Origin of the sequence: Citrobacter sp. CK195 (assembly GCF_030333365.1) — a bacterium.
In the GTDB taxonomy this organism is placed as follows: Bacteria; Pseudomonadota; Gammaproteobacteria; order Enterobacterales; family Enterobacteriaceae; genus Citrobacter_B; species Citrobacter_B koseri.
Genome location: NZ_JAOWGB010000017.1, coordinates 131,437 through 153,250, shown reverse-complemented (window position 1 = coordinate 153,250; position 21,814 = coordinate 131,437). Strand labels below are relative to the sequence as shown.

The window sequence follows — 21,814 nt, the reverse complement described above, 5'->3', positions numbered from 1 at the left end:
TACCCAAGTGGCTCAACACGCTGTTTATTTCCCTGATGCCTTTCTGACGCAAATGCGCGAAGCAATGCCTTCGACACTCTCTTTTGACGATTTCCTCGCCGCCTGCCAGCGCCCGTTACGTCGCAGCATTCGCGTGAATACGCTAAAAATTTCTGTGACCGACTTTCTTGCCCTGACGGCGCCCTATGGCTGGTCGCTGACGCCTGTTCCCTGGTGCGAGGAAGGTTTCTGGATCGAACGCGATGATGAAGAATCGTTGCCGCTGGGCAGCACCGCCGAACATCTGAGCGGCCTGTTTTATATTCAGGAGGCCAGCTCAATGTTGCCGGTCGCCGCGCTGTTTGCTGAAGGGAATACGCCAGAACGCATTATGGATGTTGCTGCCGCGCCGGGTTCGAAAACCACCCAGATCGCCGCGCGGATGAATAATCAGGGCGCCATTCTGGCGAATGAATTCTCCGCCAGCCGGGTCAAAGTGCTGCACGCCAACATCAGCCGCTGTGGGATCAGTAATGTTGCCCTGACCCATTTTGATGGCCGCGTCTTCGGCACCGCGCTCCCGGAGATATTCGACGCTATCTTGCTGGACGCGCCCTGTTCAGGTGAAGGCGTGGTGCGCAAAGATCCCGACGCGCTTAAAAACTGGTCTGTCGAAAGCAACCTGGATATTGCCGCCACACAGCGGGAACTAATCGACAGCGCATTTCACGCGCTGCGCCCTGGCGGTACGCTGGTCTACTCCACCTGCACGCTAAATCGCGAGGAGAATGAGTCCGTCTGCTTGTGGCTGAAAGAGACCTACCCGGAAGCGGTTGAATTTTTGCCTTTAGGCGATCTGTTCCCGGAGGCGGAGCGCGCGCTGACGGCAGAGGGTTTTTTACACGTTTTCCCGCAGATTTACGACTGCGAAGGTTTCTTTGTCGCCCGTTTGCGTAAAACCGCAGCCATTCCCCCGCTTCCCGCGCCTGGCTATAAGGTCGGCAAGTTTCCGTTCGCGCCGATGAAGGGGCGTGAAGCGACGCAAATCACTCAGGCGGCTAACGCCAGTGGACTTCAGTGGGGAGAAAACCTGCACCTCTGGCAGCGAGATAAAGAGGTGTGGTTATTCCCGGCAGAGATTGAAGCGCTGATCGGAAAAGTCCGCTTTTCCCGCCTGGGCATAAAACTGGCGGAAAGCCATAATAAAGGTTATCGCTGGCAGCATGAAGCGGTGATCGCCCTCGCCGATCCACATCATGCCAACGCATTCGAGCTGTCTCATCAGGAGGCGGAAGAGTGGTATCGGGGGCGAGATGTCTACCCGCAAACCGCGCCGTCTGCCGATGATGTGCTGGTCACGTTCCAGCATCAGCCCATTGGTCTGGCGAAACGGATTGGTTCCCGGTTGAAGAACAGTTACCCACGCGAACTGGTTCGCGATGGCAAACTCTTTACCGGTAACGACTGAAAGCGGTCAAAAATAGCGCACTTTTTTACTGGCGCTTTTGCTGAAGTTGGCTACGCTGAAATTTGGGCGATCAAACTGGTCGTACCACAATCAGCGAACTAACGGAGAGCACGATGATGAAAACCAGTGTGCGCATTGGCGCTTTTGAAATCGACGATGCCGAGTTACATGGCGAATCGCCGGGGGACCGAACGTTAAGCATTCCCTGTAAATCCGACCCAGATTTATGTATGCAACTGGATGCCTGGGATGATGAAACCAGCATTCCCGCCATTTTAAACGGAGAGCACTCTGTTCTATTCCGCACCCGTTACGATCGTAAGTCCGATGCCTGGGTCATGCGTCTTGCCTGACTCAAAAAGAACCCGTCGCCAGACGGGTTATTTATTTCACCCTTTCCCCCTTGCGACAACCTCTCCTACACTATCGATACGGCAGGACAATTTGAGGATGGAATGTTCGCACTGGTACTTTTTGTTTGCTACCTGGACGGCGGCTGTGAGGACATTGTGGTGGATATCTACAATACTGAACAGCAGTGCCTGTATTCGATGGACGACCAGCGGATTCGTCACGGCGGCTGTTTTCCGGTCGAAGACTTTATTGACGGCTTCTGGCTACCTGCTCGCCAGTACAGTGATTTTTAATTACTGAAGTTGAACCAACGTCAGTTCCCCGCCAAATACCGCGCCGGTATCAATATAGTGCAAATTATCGATATCAACGCGATGACGCAGCGGCGTATGACCAAACCAGAAGTGATCGGCTCCGGCAATGCCGTTTCCCTGACCCGCATGTCGCTCGCTCAACCGGGAACGACGCCATAGCACCTGGTGTAAATCCACCTCTTTTTGCCAGGCATAGACCTGATGCGGATAATCAGCATGCGCCACAACATGCATGCCGTTCTGGCAGTGTAATTCCAGAATCCAGGGTAAACGCTGACAGTCGTCGAGCGCCTTTCTCGCCAGGCGCTGCTGGTTTGCCGACAATGCGGCATACCAGTCGCCGCCGTTCATAAACCATAACGACAACTGCGAGGCGGCCAGCGCGTCTAACGCCATCTGCTCGTGATTCCCTCTGACGGCGACCACCCACCGTTTGTGCAGAAGTTCCAGACACCGCAAGCTGTCAGGCCCACGGTCGATCACATCCCCCACCGACACCAGCAGATCCTGCCACGGATCAAACCGACACTGTCGTAGTTTCTCCATCAACTGCGAAAAACAGCCGTGGAGGTCGCCGACAATCCAGACATGCCGCCACTGACTCCCCTCAATTTTCTGATAGACGTTTTCCGGCTGTTTCATTGGTTCACCATCAGTAAAAATGAACCTGACATACTTAACCATAGCAGGAAATCTTCAGTCGCAGGCCGCCTCTCCTGAGACCATTAATCATTTTTATAGCAATAATTTAACCTGCAATAATTCTTGTTGATTTCAATAAAATCATATAAATGCCAATTTATGTAAAAGTGTAATGATAATTATTTTTATTATCATTTTCATGCATTATCTTATTGACTTTGCTTTTTTTAACAAAGGAAGTTCGATAATGCGTATTAAACCTCTCGCTTCACTTGTCTTATCTTGTCTGGGCGCCACAAGTTTTAATGTTTTTGCAGAAGATGTCATGGTCGTCACCGCATCGGGATACGAGAAAAAGATCACCAATGCGGCAGCCAGTGTTTCTGTTATTTCACAACAAGAATTACAGACCAATAAATATAATGATCTTGGCGATGCTCTCAGGGCCGTTGAGGGAGTGGACGTTGAAAGCAGTACCGGAAAAACAGGGGGGCTTGAAATAAGTATTCGTGGGATGCCTGCCAGTTATACCCTTATTCTTATTGACGGTATTCGTCAGAATGGAACATCGGATGTAACACCGAATGGCTTTTCTGCAATGAATACCAGTTTTATGCCCCCACTTTCAGCCATTGAACGTATAGAGGTTATACGCGGGCCCATGTCTACACTTTATGGGTCAGACGCCATTGGCGGCGTGGTGAATATTATTACCAAAAAAAGCACCGATAAGTGGAGCACGGCCATTAATACGGGAGTGAACCTACAGGAAAGTAATAAATGGGGAAACAGCACAACCGCAAATTTCTGGTCAAGCGGTCCCCTGGTGCCTGGCTCGCTGGATATGCAGGTTCGTGGAAGCACAACCCAGCGACAAGGCTCCAGCATTACATCACTGAGCGACACCGCAGAAACACGCGTTCCTTATCCCACTGAGTCGCAAAACTACAACATCGGCGCGAGATTTGACTGGAAAGCCAGCGCAAACAATACGCTATGGATGGATCTCGACACATCCCGACAGCGTTATGATAACAGCGACGGTCAGCTTGGTAGCCTCACGGGCGGATATGATAAAACGCTCCGCTATGAGCGCAATAAAGTGACGTTAGGACATGACACCGCCTTAACGTTTGGTACATGGAAATCGTCTCTTAACTGGAATGAGACAGAAAACAAAGGACGGCAGCTGGTTTCCTCCGCTCTGACGCCCGATCAAGCCTGGAGAGCGGGTGACGATCGTGAACTGAAAAATACCAATGTTATTCTCAACTCGGTGCTTCTCACGCCGCTGGGAGAATCACATTTACTGACGGTGGGTGGCGAATACTGGGACGCACGAATGAAAGATGGCGTCGTTCTGGCCAGTTCAGGTGAAAAGTTCCATCAAAAAAGCTGGGCGACTTACCTTGAAGATGAGTGGCATATCCTGGATTCTCTGGCGCTTACCGTAGGGAGTCGCTATGAACATAACGACGTATTCGGCGGTCATTTCAGTCCTCGTGGCTATCTGGTCTGGGATATGACAGATGAATGGACGCTCAAAGGGGGAATCACAACCGGTTATAAAGCGCCTTCTCTTAGCCAGTTACATAACGGCATCAGCGGTGTTTCTGGTCAGGGAACAATCAATACCGTCGGTAATCCAGATTTAAAACCTGAAGAAAGCACCAGTTATGAAACCGGACTTTATTACGATAATGGCAATGGGTTCAATGCCAATATAACCGGATTCTACACTGAATATCGCAATAAAATTGTTTCTTATTCGATTGATGACAATACCAGTAGCTATACCAATAGCGGAAAAGCGCGTACCGATGGTGTCGAATTTGCAACATCGTTCCCGCTCTGGTTGGATAATTTGAGCCTGTCGCTCAACTATACCTATACTCAGAGCAAACAGAAAGATGGAGATAATAAAGGCGCACCACTCAGCTATACACCAAAACATATGGCAAATGCCCGCGTTAACTGGCAGGCGACAGATGATTTAAATGCCTGGCTTAGCGCCCGCTATCGCGGTAAAGCGCCCCGCTTTACTCAAACCTATGACAATCTCAGTGCGGTACAGCAGAAAGTGTATGATGACAAAGGCGCAAATCTAAAAGCATGGACAGTGCTGGATATGGGGTTATCTTATAAACTGACTAAAGATTTAACCCTGAATACCGCCGTCAATAACGTGCTGGATAAAGACTTTAGCGACGTCAAATTATATCAATCTGGCCGTTCCAGCACCTATGCCGGTGATTATTTCCAGACTGCGCAGTCAACGACCGGATACGTTATTCCTGGTCGCAACTACTGGATGTCTTTAAACTATCAGTTCTAATAATACAGCAAGCGTCCATACGCACCGTATGCGGCGCTTGCTTATCTTTTTGTGAGTATAAGCAGCCTAAAAACACACGGATATTAATTAATAAATATCTACCCTCACAATATGAATTACCCAATAAAATCAATCTGATTATCGTTATCGCACATCTTGAAAAGATTCAAGGCATTAAAAAATAGAGAATAGTCACTGAACAACCCCACTCTTCAATGTGGTATCGCTAAGGCATTCTTTGTTGCGACGCAATTCACAACCAGGAAACCTCGCCGTCATCACCGTTGATTTCATTGATGTAAATCAATTCCCTTCATGCGTAGTTACGCGAAAGTAACAGTGATGTGAATTAGTTGCGAGAAACACCTTATGTCGATAAAAAACTTTACAGGCAAAACAGTGATAAAAAACATCCGTTTTTCATACAGTTTGCTGAAACAAATAGAGCAAGTGATGGCGAAGGAAAAAACCAGCAATTTTTCTGCATGGGTAAAAGAAGCATGTCGTGAAAAAGCCCTGAATTCCAGTACGCCCAAAGACGTAAATAGAAACAAAAATTAACTCTTTATAGCTACGACCAAAATGAAAAGATGCTTATTTATTAGTAAATACACCTTTATCCTGATATCTATTGGGAATGTTATCTATTTCATTTTGAATTATCACGCATTAGACGCGGTACTGATCATACTGTTTTATGTCGCTCTGATTTTTACCCCCGTCATCCTCATCCTGCACGCCTTCTGTGCACAGCATGAGTAACTCATCGAGCATGATTCATAAACGTTCATCCATGTAAACCTGGCTTCACACGGCACTCTGACGCACAAAAATTAACATACCAATCAAAAAACCCTGGACGCACTCGGTACAGAGTATGTTATGGTTTGGACAGGATATGGAAAATTCGAGTAACTTTCGTGTGGTTTCGGGTTAGTATCTGAAAACACACTTCAAAACAAACAGATAAAAAGAGACCGAATACGATTCCTGTATTCGGTCCAGGGAAATGGCTCTTGGGAGAGAGCCGTGCGCTAAAAGTTGGCATTAATGCAGGCTAAGTCGCCTTGCCCTTTAAGAATAGATGACGACGCCAGGTTTTCCAGTCCACGACGAAAGTGGCCGGTAAAAAACGACCGTTGTCAGCCGCAACAACGAAAAAACCGCAAGTTCCTCTGCATGAGGCTTGCGGTTTTTTATTGGAAATCAGAAAGATACTTCTGGTAATTAGCAGAGCTTTTCCGCGCGTTCAATAAACGGCGCCAGGCTCATTTTTTCACCTGGTTTTGCCGGATCATCAATCTGAATGACGGTGATAGCCTGCGCGTTGGTTTTGCCGCTTGCAACTTGCTGTTCTGCAACATCGTTCAGCGGGTATTGCACCAGCGTGCTCGGGTTGATGACATACAGGGCATGGCCCGGTCGGCAGGTTAGCATCACCTCTTCGCGGTTAAACGCCCACTTGTCTTTGCCCACTTCAAAGCGGCTCACGGTGATAACCTGAGGCGCCGCCAGCGCAGCGCCTGAACTTGCCAACAATAGCAGAGAGAGAATCATTTTTTTCATGAGTTTTGCCAGTCCATCAGAAGGGTTCCAGGGTTGCGAACAGGCTGACAATCGCCAGCACAACGGCTCCAATTCCCCATTCAATCTGAGTCATCCAGATAAACCAGAGATTCGCGCGGCGATTTTCCTGCCGCATACGTGGTACGAGAACATACCGGTTCGTTAGCGCAATTGCCACCATTAGCAGGACAAGGACACATTTTAACAAAAGAAACTGCCCGTACGCGGTATGCCAGGGGGCGGAAAACCCCGTAATAAAAAGCACATTTGCGATGCCGGTGCACAATACGCCCGCGACAAACAGATGACCATAGCGGGAGAAACGCATCATTGTTTCGATGGCCTGTTGTCGCCAGCGACCTTGCGCCATGCGCATACAGTAGATAACCGGCAGCAGGCCGCCAAACCAGGCCGCAGCGCACACCAGATGAGTCGCATGGTTAATCTGCTGTACCGCGCCCACCACGCCATCATTCAGCGTGGCGTGGCCAACGCCTGCCAGCAACATAAACTGGGCAATCATCAGGATGAGCAGCAGACGCGGTAAATTTCTCGGTACAACCAGCGTCATGGACAACGTGACAAGCGCGAGAATAATCTGCCACAGCCATACGCCGCCAAATTGAGTCTGTAAAACCGCGCCCCATATCGAAACCGAGATTACGTCCTGCCAGCCCGCCCCCATTAGTCCACCCTGGATCGCCAGCATCAGCGTCGCGCTGACAAAGCTCCACACGGCAGCGTGCTGTTGCAGGCGCAGAAAGCGGCGCGTCATCAGGCGACGAACAGAAACCGGCGCCAGCCACGCGCCATATAACGCGCAGCCAAACACCAGCATCATGGCGCTAAAATGGATAAAGCGAAGCGCTACCCAGGTAAACGTCAGCATGATTACTTCACGCTAAAGGTGTATTGCCCTTTTGTCTTATGACCGTCAACCGACACCACATGCCAGTTAACCGTATAGGCTCCGGGATTAAGCGTCTGATCCAGAGGAATAATGAGCTGTTTCGCATCCTGCTCATTACGCTTCGCAGGCCGCGTTTTGATGCTTTCCTGCTTTGGCCCGGTCAGCGTCGCCCCGCTGAAGCCAGGCTCAATGCCTTCGGAGAAATTCAGCGTCAATGCCTGCGGCGCGGCAGTCACCTCAGCGTCAGCCGCCGGGTATTGATGCGTCAGATGCGCATGTGCCCAGGCCGCAGGCGCCGCCAGCGTTGAGGCGAGGAAAAGGAGAGCATAGCGCAAAGAAGGTGCAGTAGAAGCCATATCAATTATTCCTTTTTGTTATGTCTGATTTACAGAGAATAACCTTCTATAATGGTCGAGTCGAGAATCATCATTTCCGGCTTGCCATTGAGGCGCACTCTTAGTAACTTTTGCGCGCTATTGATGATAAGGAGAAGCATATGCAAACAAACCTGGCTCAACTTGAACAAGCTGACATGGATAAGATCAACGTTGACCTGGCCGCAGCCGGTGTAGCGTTTAAAGAGCGTTACAATATGCCCGTCGTGGCAGAAGTCGTTGAGCGTGAACAGCCAGAACACCTGCGCGAATGGTTTCGTGAACGTCTGATTGCCCACCGTCTGGCGTCGGTTTCCCTGTCACGCTTACCTTACGAACCGAAAGTTAAATAAACTTATATAGCGTTACACTTCCTTACACATGAGTTGCTACAGTATAAGTACATTCTTAAACTAAGATTTAAGGATGATTGTAGACACTATGAAAAGGAAATCATTATGTCACACTGGAAAATCGCGGCGGCGCAGTATGAACCACCTCGCGCCACGCTGGCAGAACATGTCGCGCACCATCTGCAATTTGTTGAGATTGCTGCCAGCCAGCAATGCGAACTCCTGGTATTCCCTTCCCTGTCGTTAACCGGATGCAACGATACGGCGCAGGCGCTCCCTGTCCCGCCCGATGAGTCCTTATTACAGCCGCTTGCTTATGCGGCATCCGCGTACCGCATGACGATTATCGCCGGGCTGCCGGTTGAGCATAACGGCCAGTTAGTCAGAGGCATTGCCATTTTCGCCCCCTGGGTGACATCGCCGCTGATCTTTCATCAAAGCCACGGCGCCTGCGTGGCCCGCCACCGGAAAACGATAAGCGTGATGGATGAGCAGCCGGAAGGCATTGATATCGATCCCGCCTTTTCGTTATTCACCACCAGCCAGTGCGTCAGCGAACATGATTTATTTACCTCCACCTCCCGGCTGCAACGTTTTTCGCATCGCTTCGCCATTGCCGTGTTGATGGCAAACGCCGGAGGCAGCAGCGCGCTATGGGATGAAAGCGGCCAGCTCATTGTCCGCGCGGACAGCGGTTCTCTGCTGTTAACAGGTCAGCATACGACACGGGGTTGGCAAGGCGATATCATTCCATTACGCTAGGTGTTTTCGGTCGGGAGCACCCCATGTTGCGAGTTATAGATACGGAAACCTGCGGACTACAGGGCGGGATTGTTGAGATTGCCTCTGTCGATGTGGTGGCGGGGAGAATTGTCAATCCAATGAGCCATCTGGTTCGTCCTGACCGCCCCATCAGCCCACAGGCGATGGCGATTCACCGTATCAGTGAATCGATGGTTGCCGATAAACCCTGGATCGAAGATATCATTCCGCTCTATCACGGAAGCGAATGGTATGTCGCGCATAACGCCAGTTTCGACCGGCGTGTGCTGCCAGAGATGCCGGGAGAGTGGATTTGTACCATGAAGCTGTCCCGCCGGTTATGGCCGGGGATCAAATACAGCAACATGGCGCTCTACAAATCCCGTAAGCTAAGTGTGCAAACACCGCCCGGCCTTCATCATCACCGCGCATTGTATGACTGCTATATCACGGCGGCATTGCTGATCGATATTATGAACACGTCAGGCTGGACGGCGGAACAAATGGTCGACATTACCGGACGCCCGGCCCTGTTAACGACATTTACGTTTGGCAAATATCGCGGCAAAGCCGTTTCTGAAGTCGCCGAGCGCGATCCGGGCTATCTACGCTGGTTATTTAATAACCTTGACAACATGAGCCCGGAGCTGCGTTTAACGCTTAAACACTATCTGAGCGACGCCTGAGCGCCTGCCTGCCCTGGCAACGTGCCCTGAGCGAGGCCAATCAGAAAAGCGAATTCCAGCGCCACTCCCTCATACGCTTTAAAACGCCCGGACTTCCCGCCATGCCCGGAATCCATATCCGTACACAGCAACAGCAGGTGGTCATCCGTTTTCAGTTCGCGCAGTTTAGCGACCCATTTGGCGGGTTCCCAGTATTGCACCTGCGAATCATGTAACCCGGTGGTAACCAGAAGATGCGGATAGTCCTGCGCGGTGACGTTGTCGTACGGACTGTAGCTTTTCATATACGCGTAGTATTCCGCATCCTGCGGATTTCCCCACTCTTCGAACTCTCCCGTGGTTAAAGGGATAGATTCATCAAGCATTGTCGTCAGGACGTCAACAAACGGCACCTGCGCGATGACGCCATGAAAAAGTTCAGGACGTTCGTTAATCGCGACGCTCATCAACATGCCGCCCGCGCTGCCGCCCATGCCATAGCAAAATGAAGGCGAGCCGTAGCCCAGTTTCAGCAACGCGTCGCAGGCATCAAGATAGTCATTAAACGTATTTTTCTTTTTCAGAAACTTACCGTCTTCATACCACTGATGACCTAACTCACCGCCGCCGCGAACATGCACGATGGCGTAAACAAATCCGCGATCCAGCAAACTTAACCGACTGCTGCTGAAATCGGCATCCATGCTGGCGCCATAGGAACCGTAGCCGTAGACAAGCAGCGGATTTTGCCCCTTACGGAAGTGTTTTCGATGGTAAACCAGCGAAACCGGAACCTCTACGCCATCCCGGGCGACAATCCACAGGTGCTCGCTCTGATAATTCGCAGCGTCAAATCCCGGCACATCCGTTTGTTTGAGCACGCGCCGCTCGCCGGTATCCATGTCCAGCTCAAACAAGGTGTCCGGCGTCGTCATCGATGAATAACCATAACGTAAGCGGGACGTTTCCGGTTCAGGGTTATAGGCAAGCCAGGTGACGTAGGCCGGATCGTCGAACGCAATCCCCGTTACTTCACGCGTTTTACGGTTAATCTGCCGCAGGCTGGTCAAACCACGCTGGCGTTCTTCCACCACCAGCCAGTCAGTAAAAAGGGTAAACCCTTCCAGCATGATGCTCTCGCGCGGCGCAATCAGCTCTTCCCAGGCGTTTTCATCACGTACCCGGCTGCGATACAGACCAAAGTTTTTTCCGTGGCGATTGGAACGCAGATAAAACTTATGCTGGTAATGATCGAGACTGTATTCATGATCTTTACGCCGTGGTAAAAACGAGAAGGGTTCCGCATCGGCCAGTTCAGCATCCAGCAACAGCACTTCACTGGTGGTCGCACTGGCGAGATGGATCACCACATAATGCTGAGAGGTGGTTTTGTGCAAACTGACGTAAAAAGCGTCGTCCTTTTCTTCATAGACCAGTTGATCCTGCGTGGCCGGCGTACCCACGGTATGACGCCATACCTGGTAAGGCAGCAACGTGGTGCCGTGTTTACGCACGTAGTAAAGCGTCAACGAATCATTCGCCCAGACAAACTCTGGCGCCACGTTATCCAGCAGTTCCGGGTACCAGTTACCGCTTTCAAGATTACGAAAACGCAGCCCATACTGACGACGGGAAAGATAATCTTCCGCCAGCGCCATGATGGTGTTGTCCGGCGTAATGGCCATTCCACCGAGAGTATAAAACTCGCTGTGGGCCGCTCGCTGATTCGCATCCAGCAATAAATCCCACGCATCCAACTCTTCACTTCGCGCCGGCTGGCGTTGGTAAATAGCATATTCACACCCTGGCTCATAAATTTGCCGGTAGCGATAACCATTTTTGACGTAAGGTGCGGAAACATCTCTGGGCGGAATGCGATCGATAATCTCTTTCAGCACGCGATCCTGTAACGCCTGCTGTGACGCCATGACCTGATGTCCATAGGCGTTTTCCTGATGCAGATAGTCAAGGACATCAGGCTGCGAGCGGGAGTCGTCTCGCAGCCAATAATAGTTATCGACACGGGTGTCGCCATGCAGCGTCATGGTGTGCGGAATACGGGTGGCTTTTGGTAGCATGTCTTTGTTCTTTTGTCTTTAAACACCCTATAAGGGTGGCAAAAGTCACGCACGATGCAAGCGAAACATGCTATGCAGGGGATTACGTTAGCCTGGCAGAGCCTGTTTTTGCTGTTGCAGATCCTGCTCGATGCCGTCCCGCACATCCTGAGGAATTTTCAGCGCATCGCCCAACGCATTCAGATAACTGCGCTCCATAAAATGGTCGATATCAATGGCGGCACAGCTCAGAAAGTAGATTTCCAGCGCCTCTTCCTCATTACGGATGCCTTGCGCCAGACGCTGCGGATCGAGCGGCTGTTCAATCGCCCGTTCGATAAGCACACGTCCCTGCTCCTCCACCCCGGCTTCACGCAACTGGCGTTCGATGGCTGCACGCTCCTGGCTATCGATATGCCCGTCGCTTTTCGCCGCAAACACCAGGGCGAGGATCAACCGCTCGGTTCGTTGGTCCAGCGGCGTACTCTGCGCGCCGAATTGCGGCTCATCCTGATGCGCAGCACGTACCCTCTCTTTGTATTTGTTCCATAAGACGGTGCCTGCCACCGCGCCGCCGCCAACCAACAGGGCGCTGGTGCCATATTTAGTCAGTAACTTACGGGAAGATTTATTGGCGACCAGTAAACCGGCCAGACCGCCTAACGCGCCGGGAACCAGCAGTTTACTCAGCCCTTGTTCGCCTGAAGAAGATGCAGAGGCTCCGTTTTGCCCGAGAAGAGATTGTAATTGGTTTAGCCAGTTAGCCATTTTGCCCCTCAAATACAAACGATGAATCGTCAAAGCGTACTTGAGGGGGTGTCAGGAAGTGTCTAATTCAGCAAAAGATGCGCAAATTTGTCATTAGCGGGGCTGGTATTCTGCGGTTCCGGCTTTGCAATCAACCTTTACCAGATAATGAAGATCGGCACTTTTCCCGCGAACAGTCAGAGGAACCGTCCAGTTACCCTCTTTGCCGGTAATATCCTGAGTGTTGACCCACACCACCGGATTCGCCTGTCCGACCTTTTTTTGGTCATCAGCCCAACGTACGATACGGTTTTGCTGATAATCGCGCTTTACGCTGGCGGCGATCCCATCAGCGTTCAGCCCTTCACAGGTCGGGAATTTCACCGATTTGCTGGCCGTATCGGCAGCAAAGACCGATACGCTGGCGGACAATAACAGCAGGCTCAACAGCGCTCCTCTTTTTTTATTCATACTTTTCTCCTTATATCTCCTTCGTCTTTCAGGCTGCATGTTTGCAACGCGAAATCCACGGGCATAGCACAATGATTCAGGAAAAAGCATGGTACAAAACGTCAGGAGCGCAAGTCAGACTCAGGCTGCTTGCGTGTCATCCTCCGCCGTCGCATCGCTTTTAACCACCTGCGGCGACGGCAATTTGCCGGTTTTCAGGATCGTGCTCAATACGTCTTTTTGTTCAGCCAGCCACAGAGAAAGCGCTTCTCGCTGTTCGTCTTCCATCGCTACCGGAGACTGCTCAAGCCATGTGTCGAGCAGGTCTGCCGTATCAAGCATTTTGTCATACGCATCGGCGTCCTTTTTGCTGGTAAACGACATTTTTTCCTCACCTTCCCGAATGACCACGTATTTAACTTCAACCGCCATTTTTGCAGCCTCTCAATTACCTGTAATTATGTACAGTATATTACTTTTCAGTAATGAAATCAACCTGGCAATAAAGACAGACGCAAACGTTTTCGTATATACTGCGCCCAGTTAAATCAGGGGATATATTTTATGACGTTATTAGGCACCGCGCTGCGTCCGGCGGCTACGCGCGTAATGTTATTGGGTTCAGGCGAACTGGGAAAAGAAGTGGCGATCGAATGCCAACGCCTGGGTGTGGAAGTTATCGCGGTGGATCGCTACCCGGATGCGCCTGCGATGCACGTCGCCCACCGTTCACACGTCATCAATATGCTGGATGGCGAAGCGCTGCGCCGCGTGGTTGAACGCGAAAAGCCGCATTTCATTGTGCCGGAAATTGAAGCTATCGCGACGGACATGCTGGTAGAACTGGAGCAGGAAGGACTGAATGTGGTGCCTTGCGCCCGGGCGACGCAACTGACGATGAACCGTGAAGGCATCCGTCGTCTGGCGGCAGAAGAGCTGGCGTTGCCGACCTCTTCTTTCCGTTTTGCCGACAGCGAAGAACGCTTTCGCGAGGCGGTGGCAGAGATCGGTTTTCCCTGCATTGTGAAGCCAGTGATGAGTTCTTCCGGTAAAGGACAGAGTTTCATCCGCAGCGCCGACCAACTGTCGCAGGCATGGGAATATGCCCAACAGGGCGGCCGCGCTGGCGCAGGGCGCGTGATTGTCGAAGGCGTGGTTAAATTCGATTTTGAAATCACTCTGCTGACCGTCAGCGCCATAGATGGCGTCCATTTTTGCGCCCCTGTCGGCCATCGTCAGGAAGACGGCGATTATCGTGAATCCTGGCAACCGCAGCAGATGAGCGATCTGGCGCTGGCGCGCGCGCAGGAGATCGCCCGCAAGGTTGTTCTGGCGTTAGGCGGCTATGGGTTATTTGGCGTCGAGCTTTTTGTCTGCGGCGATGAGGTAGTCTTCAGCGAAGTCTCCCCGCGACCGCATGATACCGGCATGGTGACGTTGATTTCGCAAGATCTGTCAGAGTTTGCCCTGCACGTTCGCGCTTTCCTCGGCCTGCCCGTGGGCGAAATTCGTCAGTATGGCCCTGCCGCGTCCGCCGTTATTTTACCGACGCTCACCAGCCAGAATGTAACGTTTGATAATGTACAAGCGGCCGTCGGAGCGGGTTTACAGGTGCGGTTCTTCGGCAAGCCGGACATCGACGGAACTCGTCGGTTAGGCGTCGCGCTGGCGACAGCGGAACGCGTCGAAGAGGCCGTTGAGCGTGCAAAACACGCGGCGGCGCAGGTGAAAGTCGCGGGGTAAAAAAATGCCGGATGGCGCTGCGCTTATCCGGCCTACAACCCTATAAAACGTAGGCCCGGTAAGCGTCAGCGCCAGCGGGCATTTGAGCTTACTGTTTCGCGCCTTCTACCGCTTCGCGAGCCAGTTTCGTGATGCGATCGTAGTCCCCCGCTTCCAGCGCGTCAGCCGGAACCAGCCAGGAACCCCCGATACACAGAACGCTTTTCAGCGCCAGGTAGTCACGGTAGTTCGCCGGAGAGATACCGCCAGTCGGGCAAAAGCGTACCTGAGAGAACGGACCTGCGATCGCCTGCAACGCTTTGGTGCCGCCGTTAGCTTCCGCCGGGAAGAATTTGAACTCTTTCAGGCCGTAGTCCATACCCAGCATCAGTTCGGAAACAGTGCTGATACCTGGAATCAGCGGAATGGTGCCTTCGGTCGCCGCTTTCAGCAGAGGCTCCGTCAGGCCCGGGCTGATAGCAAACTGCGCGCCCGCTTCCGTCACTTCCGCCAGCTGTTGCGCGTTCAGAACCGTACCCGCACCGATGATCGCTTCCGGCACTTCTTTCGCGATAGCACGGATGGCATCCATCGCACACGCGGTACGTAAAGTCACTTCCAGAACGCGCACACCGCCTGCAACCAGCGCTTTTGCCATCGGCACCGCGTGTTCCAGTTTGTTCACCACGATCACCGGTACAACCGGGCCTGTGGTCAGGATTGCTTCTGCACTTGTTTTCCAGTTTTTCATCAGAGTTTTCTCTCGCCTGAGTACAAAATTTGTCGTCTTAAAACGTCATACAGGTTGCGCCCTGCTCGGCGCCGGACAGTTTTTCACGCAACGCGCTGAACATCTCACGGCCTGTACCGATGCGCGATGCGCTCAGGTCAGGAATGTGAGGCTGGCGAGCGGCAAGTTCCGCATCATCAACCAGCAGCGTCAGTTCGCCTGTCTGTCCATTCACACGAATAATGTCGCCATCGCGTACTTTCGCCAGTAGCCCGCCATCATAGGCTTCCGGGGTTACATGGATTGCTGAAGGCACTTTACCTGAAGCACCGGAAAGCCGTCCATCGGTAACTAACGCAATTTTGAAACAACGGTCCAATAATACACCAAGTGGCGGCATGAGTTTATGTAATTCTGGCATTCCGTTCGCTTTTGGTCCCTGATGGCGCACAACCACCACGCAATCGCGGTCAAGCAGACCCGCTTCAAAAGCCGGTAAAACATCATGCTGACTTTCAAAAACAACCGCTGGCGCTTCAATAATTTGATTTTCAACCGGCACCGCAGACGTTTTCATGACCGCGCGGCCAAGGTTGCCGCTCAGCACTTTCGTTCCGCCGTGGTGGGAGAACGGCTTATCAAAGGTGGCAATCACATTGCTGTCCAGGGATTTCGCCACCCCTTCGCGCCAGTCCAGCTCGCCGTTGTTCAGCCACGGTTCGAAGGTATAGCGAGACAGACCAAAACCCGCCACGGTATTCACATCTTCATGCAACAGTCCCGCATTCAGCAGTTCACGCATCAGTGCCGGTACGCCGCCTGCCGCCTGGAAGTGGTTAATATCTGCCGGGCCATTCGGATACAGACGCGCCATCAACGGTACGATTTCCGACAGATCGGAGAAATCATCCCAGTTAATCAGGATGCCTGCCGCCCGCGCCATCGCGACGAGGTGCATGGTGTGATTGGTTGAACCGCCGGTTGCCAGCAGCGCCACAATGCCGTTCACGACCACTTTTTCATCAATCATCTTACCGATCGGCATCCATTCGTTGCCGTTACCGGTCAGGCGCGTCACCTGGCGCGCGGCGGCAGCGGTCAGCGCTTCACGCAACGGCGCGTCCGGGTGAACAAAGGATGAGCCGGGCAACTGCATCCCCATGAACTCCACCACCATCTGGTTGGTGTTGGCGGTGCCGTAGAACGTACAGGTGCCTGGCGCGTGGTAAGAGGCCGCCTCAGATTCCAGCAGCGCCATGCGATCGACCTTCCCTTCCGCATATAACTGGCGGATACGCACTTTTTCTTTATTAGGCAGACCGCTTGCCATCGGGCCGGAAGGCACAAAAACAGACGGCAGGTGGCCAAATGACAGCGCCGCCATCGCCAGACCGGGGACGATTTTGTCACACACGCCAAGGAACAGCGCGCCATCAAACATATTGTGAGACAGTCCCACCGCCGCCGACATTGCGATCACTTCGCGGCTCAGCAGAGAAAGCTCCATACCGTCCTGCCCCTGCGTCACGCCATCACACATCGCAGGAACGCCGCCGGCGACCTGGCCTACCGCATTCGCGGAATGCAGCGCTTTGCGGATGATCTCGGGATAGTGCTCATACGGCTGATGAGCGGAAAGCATGTCGTTGTAAGAGGTGATGATCCCGATATTGTTACGCAACATGCTCTTCAGTGACGCTTTGTCGTCAGGCTGGCAGGCGGCAAAGCCGTGCGCCAGGTTACCGCATGCCAGCTGCGAGCGATGAACAGTGGATGTTCTCGCTTGTTCAATACGGGCGAGGTAGGCAGAACGTGTCTCACGCGAGCGTTCGACAATGCGTTTTGTTACGCGTAACAAATCTGGATTCATAGAGGCTCCTGAAATTTATTTGTCTGTGCCGCCGATTAACAAAGGGTTTCAGTAAGGTTAAATATTGCTGAATCGCTTGTTATATGGCGCACTGGGGCAAAATCACTTCCGGCAGTGTAATAAAAAAAGCCCCGCGGGTGAATCCACGCGAGGCTTAAAAGTGCAAAAATTGTTCTACAATCTGTGTTAGATCATGTTACCGGTAAAATAACACCTATGGGCTAGATGGAATTTTACTCAAACTCATTCCAGGAACGGCCATCACGGGTGATCATCGCCACCGAAGCGACCGGCCCCCAGGTCCCCGCCTGATACGGTTTTGGCGCATCATTATCCATTTCCCAGGCTTCAGTGATGGAGTCCACCCACTTCCAGGCCTCTTCAACTTCATCACGACGTACGAACAGCGCCTGAATACCGCGCATGGTTTCCAGCAACAGACGCTCGTAAGCATCCGCCAGATGCGTTTGATTGAAGGTTTCGGAGTAGCTCAAATCCAGCTTGGTGATCTGCAAATTGTGCTTGTGATCCAGACCCGGCACTTTGTTAAGCACCTGGATGTCCACACCTTCATCAGGTTGCAGACGGATGGTCAGCTTGTTCTGCGGCAGATCCTGCCAGGACTCTTTGAACAGGTTCAGCTCAGGCGTCTTGAAGTAGACGACAACCTCAGAGCATTTGGTCGGCAGACGTTTACCGGTGCGCAGGTAGAACGGTACGCCCGCCCAGCGCCAGTTGTCGATGTCCACGCGAATCGCCACAAAGGTCTCGGTGTTGCTGCTCTTGTTCGCACCCTCTTCTTCGAGGTAGCCCGGTACTTTTTTGCCCTGAGCAAAACCGGTGGTGTATTGCCCGCGAACCGTTTTCTCGCGCACGTTCGAGCGATCGATGCGGCGCAGCGACTTCAGCACTTTCACTTTCTCATCGCGGATGCTGTCGGCCGTCAGATCGGACGGCGGCGACATCGCAATCATGCACAGAATTTGCAGCAGGTGGTTCTGGATCATGTCGCGCATCTGGCCCGCCTGGTCGAAGTAACCCCAGCGACCTTCAATGCCCACCTCTTCCGCAACGGTAATTTCCACATGATCAATCGTGCGGTTGTCCCAGTTATTCACGAACAGCGAGTTGGCAAAACGCAGCGCCAGCAGGTTAAGAACGGTCTCTTTGCCCAGATAGTGGTCGATACGGTAAACCTGGCACTCTTCAAAGTACTCGCCTACCTGATCGTTGATTTCACGCGAGGTCGCCAGCGAGGTGCCCAGCGGTTTTTCCATTACCACACGAGCCGGTTTAGCGTTCAGCTTCGCTTCACCCAGACCTTTACAGATGGCGCCAAAGGTGCTCGGCGGCATCGCAAAATAGTTAATGGTGGTGCGCGATTTTTGATCCAGCATGGCCCCCAGGCGACCAAACGCCTCAGTGTCGTTAACGTCCAGATTGCAAAAATCCAGACGGCCGCTCAGGGTATCCCACAAGCCTTCATCAATCTTTTCTTTCATGAAGGTTTCGAGCGCTTCGCGAACCACTTTGGTATAGGCATCTTTGTCCCAGTCCGCGCGACCCACCCCGATAATACGGGTATCCGGGTTAATCTGACCGGCTTTCTCCAGTTGATACAGGGAAGGCAGCAATTTTCGGCGCGCCAGGTCGCCTTTCGCGCCGAAAATGACCAGGTCACATGCCTGGGCTGTTTGCGTTACCGCCATGTCATTCTCCTCAGTTAAATATCCCGGTGCTTTTGCCAGGGTATAGTTGTAATTTTATTACAATGCACTGTACTGCTTTTACGTGAATCCCGAAACTGTAAACGCTTATCCACCCGTGCGATTCGGGCGATCTTCGGTTTTCCCGCGGTAAATAGCCGTAAAACAGATAAAAAAATTGTCGTTTTCGTACATGTAACAGACAGCTAAAATCAGACACCGATCATGTAATGAAAAAAAACAACAACTATTCTATCCATTTTGCCCCCTTCCCGGATGCTCAGGGGTAATATCTAACAAAATCGCATCTCGATTTCTCACATCATTGAAATCGTTATTAACTGTGAGCTTTTCTACATCATGAATATGCTAGAAAAAATCCAATCTCAACTGGAACATTTGAGCAAGTCAGAACGTAAAGTAGCCGATGTTATCGTTGCCTCCCCCGACCGCGCGATTCATTCAAGTATTGCTACGCTGGCCCAGGAAGCGAACGTCAGTGAGCCTACCGTGAACCGTTTTTGCCGCAGCATGGATACGCGCGGCTTCCCTGATTTTAAACTGCATCTGGCACAAAGTCTGGCGAATGGTACCCCTTATGTTAATCGCAATGTGGATGAAGATGACAGCGTTGAGTCCTATACGGGGAAAATCTTCGAGTCTGCGATGGCCAGTCTGGACCACGTTCGCCAGTCGCTGGATAAATCTGCGATAAACCGTGCCGTCGATTTGCTCACCCAGGCGAAGAAAATCGCCTTTTTTGGCCTGGGTTCCTCTGCGGCCGTGGCGCACGACGCCATGAACAAGTTTTTTCGCTTCAACGTGCCGGTGATCTACTCCGACGACATTGTCCTGCAACGTATGAGTTGTATGAATTGTAGCGATGATGACGTGGTCGTGCTTATTTCCCACACCGGCCGAACCAAAAGTCTGGTGGAACTGGCGCAGCTGGCGCGCGAAAACGATGCGATGGTGATTGCGCTAACCTCTGCCGGAACGCCACTGGCACGAGAAGCAACGCTGGCAATTACCCTTGATGTGCCGGAAGATACTGACATTTATATGCCCATGATCTCTCGACTTGCTCAACTGACCGTGATAGATGTGCTGGCAACAGGATTTACTTTGCGTCGTGGGGCAAAATTCAGAGATAACTTGAAGCGTGTCAAGGAAGCGCTCAAGGAATCGCGTTTTGATAAAGAATTACTCATCAAGAGTAATGACAGCTAAAAGCAATAACAATGTTCTATCCTTTTCGTCATTCGGATACGTTCATTTTTAACCGTTAAGGTCTCAGAACGACCGGATCAATGTTCACGCAACACCAAGTTGTTTCAGTCAACGGAGTATTACATGTCCAGAAGGCTTCGCAGAACCAAAATCGTTACCACGTTAGGCCCGGCAACTGACCGCGATAACAACCTTGAAAAGATTATCGCTGCTGGCGCGAACGTCGTACGTATGAACTTCTCTCACGGCACGCCGGAAGATCACAAAGTGCGCGCGGATAAAGTTCGTGAGATTGCCGCCAAACTGGGGCGTCATGTGGCGATTCTGGGTGACCTCCAGGGGCCAAAAATTCGTGTATCCACCTTTAAAGAAGGCAAAGTTTTCCTCAATATCGGCGATAAATTCCTTCTTGATGCCAACCTGGGCAAAGGCGAAGGCGACAAAGATAAAGTCGGTATTGATTATAAAGGCCTGCCTGCTGACGTCGTGCCTGGCGACATCCTGCTGCTTGATGATGGTCGCGTACAGCTAAAAGTGCTGGAAGTTCAGGGCATGAAAGTCTTCACCGAAGTGACCGTCGGCGGCCCGCTCTCTAACAATAAAGGGATCAACAAGCTGGGCGGCGGTCTCTCCGCCGAAGCGCTGACCGAGAAAGATAAAGCGGATATCGTTACCGCAGCGCAGATCGGCGTGGATTATCTGGCTGTCTCCTTCCCGCGCTGCGGCGAAGATCTGAATTATGCGCGTCGCCTGGCGCGCGATGCAGGTTGCGACGCCAAAATCGTCGCGAAAGTAGAACGTGCGGAAGCCGTCTGCGACCAGAACGCAATGGACGACATTATTCTTGCATCAGACGTGGTGATGGTTGCGCGTGGCGACCTCGGCGTTGAGATTGGCGATCCTGAACTGGTCGGGATTCAAAAAGCGCTGATTCGCCGCGCTCGTCAGTTGAATCGTGCGGTGATTACCGCCACGCAGATGATGGAATCGATGATCACCAACCCAATGCCAACCCGCGCGGAAGTGATGGACGTGGCGAACGCCGTGCTGGACGGCACCGACGCCGTCATGCTGTCGGCGGAAACGGCAGCAGGACAATACCCGGCAGAAACCGTTGCGGCAATGGCGCGCGTTTGCCTGGGCGCAGAAAAGATCCCGAGCATCAATGTCTCTAAACACCGTCTGGATGTCCAGTTCGACAACGTTGAAGAAGCGATCGCAATGTCCGCCATGTATGCGGCGAACCACCTGAAAGGGGTAACGGCGATTATCTCCATGACCGAATCCGGTCGTACGGCGCTGATGACTTCGCGTATCAGTTCCGGCCTGCCGATTTTCGCCATGTCCCGCCATGAACGCACGCTGAACCTGACCTCTCTTTACCGTGGCGTTACGCCGGTTCACTTTGACAGCGCGGCAGACGGCGTTGTCGCGGCAAGCGAAGCGGTTAACCTGCTGCGCGATAAAGGCTATCTGGTTTCGGGCGATCTGGTTATCGTGACCCAGGGCGACGTGATGAGCACCATCGGCTCCACCAATACCACGCGTATCCTGACCGTCGAGTAATCGTTGGTGATAAG

Annotated in this window: 22 protein-coding genes; 11 read left to right on the top strand and 11 right to left on the bottom strand. The window is 52.2% G+C overall.

Annotated elements, in window-relative coordinates; translation table 11 throughout:
* The first annotated feature begins 7 nt into the window (after positions 1–7).
* The 3 genes from rsmF to OGX93_RS01570 all read left to right on the top strand — a co-directional run bounded on the left by rsmF (position 8) and on the right by OGX93_RS01570 (position 2,094).
* Entirely contained in the window at positions 8–1,447 is a 1,440-nt protein-coding gene (rsmF, locus tag OGX93_RS01580) for a 16S rRNA (cytosine(1407)-C(5))-methyltransferase RsmF (RefSeq protein WP_286449256.1), read from the top strand.
* A 116-nt stretch (positions 1,448–1,563) separates the two neighbouring features.
* Entirely contained in the window at positions 1,564–1,800 is a 237-nt protein-coding gene (locus OGX93_RS01575; RefSeq protein ID WP_024130262.1) for a YebV family protein, read from the top strand.
* 102 nt (positions 1,801–1,902) lie between these two features.
* A complete protein-coding gene (locus tag OGX93_RS01570; RefSeq protein WP_012132031.1) occupies positions 1,903–2,094 on the top strand; it encodes a YdfD/YebW family protein in 192 nt (63 codons plus the stop codon).
* On the opposite strand, the gene pphA is transcribed toward OGX93_RS01570, so the two are convergent.
* On the bottom strand, positions 2,095–2,757 hold the full coding sequence (gene pphA, locus OGX93_RS01565; RefSeq protein WP_047464032.1) for a protein-serine/threonine phosphatase: 663 nt from the start codon (positions 2,755–2,757) through the stop codon (positions 2,095–2,097). It lies immediately after the preceding gene.
* Between the two features lie 247 nt (positions 2,758–3,004).
* On the opposite strand from pphA, the gene OGX93_RS01560 reads away from it, so the two are divergent.
* Positions 3,005–5,092, top strand: coding sequence for a TonB-dependent receptor (locus OGX93_RS01560; protein WP_047464029.1), 2,088 nt, complete (start codon positions 3,005–3,007; stop codon positions 5,090–5,092).
* A gap of 369 nt (positions 5,093–5,461) precedes the next feature.
* Positions 5,462–5,653 carry a YlcI/YnfO family protein gene (locus OGX93_RS01555; RefSeq protein WP_012132027.1) on the top strand — a complete coding sequence of 64 codons (192 nt, stop codon included), beginning with the start codon at positions 5,462–5,464 and terminating at the stop codon, positions 5,651–5,653.
* Positions 5,654–6,319: 666 nt separating this feature from the next.
* On the opposite strand, the gene OGX93_RS01550 is transcribed toward OGX93_RS01555, so the two are convergent.
* From OGX93_RS01550 to yobA, 3 genes are read right to left on the bottom strand one after another with little or no spacing between them, the layout of a single operon-like run.
* Positions 6,320–6,658, bottom strand: coding sequence for a YebY family protein (locus tag OGX93_RS01550; protein WP_012132024.1), 339 nt, complete (start codon positions 6,656–6,658; stop codon positions 6,320–6,322).
* 16 nt (positions 6,659–6,674) lie between these two features.
* A complete protein-coding gene (gene copD, locus OGX93_RS01545) occupies positions 6,675–7,550 on the bottom strand; it encodes a copper homeostasis membrane protein CopD (RefSeq protein ID WP_275155667.1) in 876 nt (291 codons plus the stop codon).
* Positions 7,550–7,924 (bottom strand): CopC domain-containing protein YobA, encoded by a 375-nt coding sequence (gene yobA / locus OGX93_RS01540; RefSeq protein ID WP_275155656.1) that lies wholly within the window; start codon positions 7,922–7,924, stop codon positions 7,550–7,552. Before yobA ends, copD begins: the two co-directional genes overlap by 1 nt.
* 140 nt (positions 7,925–8,064) lie before the next feature.
* On the opposite strand from yobA, the gene OGX93_RS01535 reads away from it, so the two are divergent.
* From OGX93_RS01535 to exoX, 3 genes are all read left to right on the top strand, one after another.
* Positions 8,065–8,295 carry a DNA polymerase III subunit theta gene (locus OGX93_RS01535; RefSeq protein WP_024130259.1) on the top strand — a complete coding sequence of 77 codons (231 nt, stop codon included), beginning with the start codon at positions 8,065–8,067 and terminating at the stop codon, positions 8,293–8,295.
* Positions 8,296–8,400: 105 nt separating this feature from the next.
* The gene (locus OGX93_RS01530) at positions 8,401–9,057 is read left to right on the top strand and encodes a carbon-nitrogen hydrolase family protein (RefSeq protein ID WP_024130258.1); all 657 of its coding nucleotides are present in this window, start codon (positions 8,401–8,403) and stop codon (positions 9,055–9,057) included.
* A gap of 23 nt (positions 9,058–9,080) precedes the next feature.
* The gene (gene exoX / locus OGX93_RS01525) at positions 9,081–9,743 is read left to right on the top strand and encodes an exodeoxyribonuclease X (protein WP_012132019.1); all 663 of its coding nucleotides are present in this window, start codon (positions 9,081–9,083) and stop codon (positions 9,741–9,743) included.
* Here exoX and ptrB read toward each other — a convergent pair.
* From ptrB to yebG, 4 genes are all read right to left on the bottom strand, one after another.
* Positions 9,725–11,800, bottom strand: coding sequence for an oligopeptidase B (ptrB, locus tag OGX93_RS01520; RefSeq protein WP_286449257.1), 2,076 nt, complete (start codon positions 11,798–11,800; stop codon positions 9,725–9,727). The two genes, exoX and ptrB, sit on opposite strands and share 19 nt — an antisense overlap.
* An 87-nt stretch (positions 11,801–11,887) precedes the next feature.
* Entirely contained in the window at positions 11,888–12,547 is a 660-nt protein-coding gene (locus OGX93_RS01515) for a tellurite resistance TerB family protein (protein WP_153257660.1), read from the bottom strand.
* 93 nt (positions 12,548–12,640) lie between these two features.
* The gene (gene yebF / locus OGX93_RS01510; protein ID WP_047463192.1) at positions 12,641–12,997 is read right to left on the bottom strand and encodes a protein YebF; all 357 of its coding nucleotides are present in this window, start codon (positions 12,995–12,997) and stop codon (positions 12,641–12,643) included.
* A gap of 120 nt (positions 12,998–13,117) precedes the next feature.
* Entirely contained in the window at positions 13,118–13,408 is a 291-nt protein-coding gene (gene yebG, locus OGX93_RS01505; RefSeq protein WP_058669278.1) for a DNA damage-inducible protein YebG, read from the bottom strand.
* Between the two features lie 132 nt (positions 13,409–13,540).
* Between yebG and purT the strand changes: the two genes are divergently transcribed.
* Positions 13,541–14,719 (top strand): formate-dependent phosphoribosylglycinamide formyltransferase, encoded by a 1,179-nt coding sequence (gene purT / locus OGX93_RS01500; protein WP_047463189.1) that lies wholly within the window; start codon positions 13,541–13,543, stop codon positions 14,717–14,719.
* 88 nt (positions 14,720–14,807) lie between these two features.
* Here purT and kdgA read toward each other — a convergent pair whose 3' ends face one another.
* From kdgA to zwf, 3 genes are all read right to left on the bottom strand, one after another.
* On the bottom strand, positions 14,808–15,449 hold the full coding sequence (kdgA, locus tag OGX93_RS01495) for a bifunctional 4-hydroxy-2-oxoglutarate aldolase/2-dehydro-3-deoxy-phosphogluconate aldolase (protein WP_012132013.1): 642 nt from the start codon (positions 15,447–15,449) through the stop codon (positions 14,808–14,810).
* 37 nt (positions 15,450–15,486) lie between these two features.
* Positions 15,487–17,298, bottom strand: coding sequence for a phosphogluconate dehydratase (gene edd / locus OGX93_RS01490; protein ID WP_049008840.1), 1,812 nt, complete (start codon positions 17,296–17,298; stop codon positions 15,487–15,489).
* Positions 17,299–17,531: 233 nt separating this feature from the next.
* On the bottom strand, positions 17,532–19,007 hold the full coding sequence (gene zwf, locus OGX93_RS01485) for a glucose-6-phosphate dehydrogenase (protein WP_012132010.1): 1,476 nt from the start codon (positions 19,005–19,007) through the stop codon (positions 17,532–17,534).
* A gap of 357 nt (positions 19,008–19,364) precedes the next feature.
* Between zwf and hexR the strand changes: the two genes are divergently transcribed.
* The gene (gene hexR, locus OGX93_RS01480) at positions 19,365–20,234 is read left to right on the top strand and encodes a DNA-binding transcriptional regulator HexR (RefSeq protein ID WP_012132008.1); all 870 of its coding nucleotides are present in this window, start codon (positions 19,365–19,367) and stop codon (positions 20,232–20,234) included.
* Positions 20,235–20,357: 123 nt separating this feature from the next.
* Entirely contained in the window at positions 20,358–21,800 is a 1,443-nt protein-coding gene (gene pyk / locus OGX93_RS01475; RefSeq protein WP_012132007.1) for a pyruvate kinase, read from the top strand.
* Positions 21,801–21,814 lie beyond the last annotated feature (14 nt).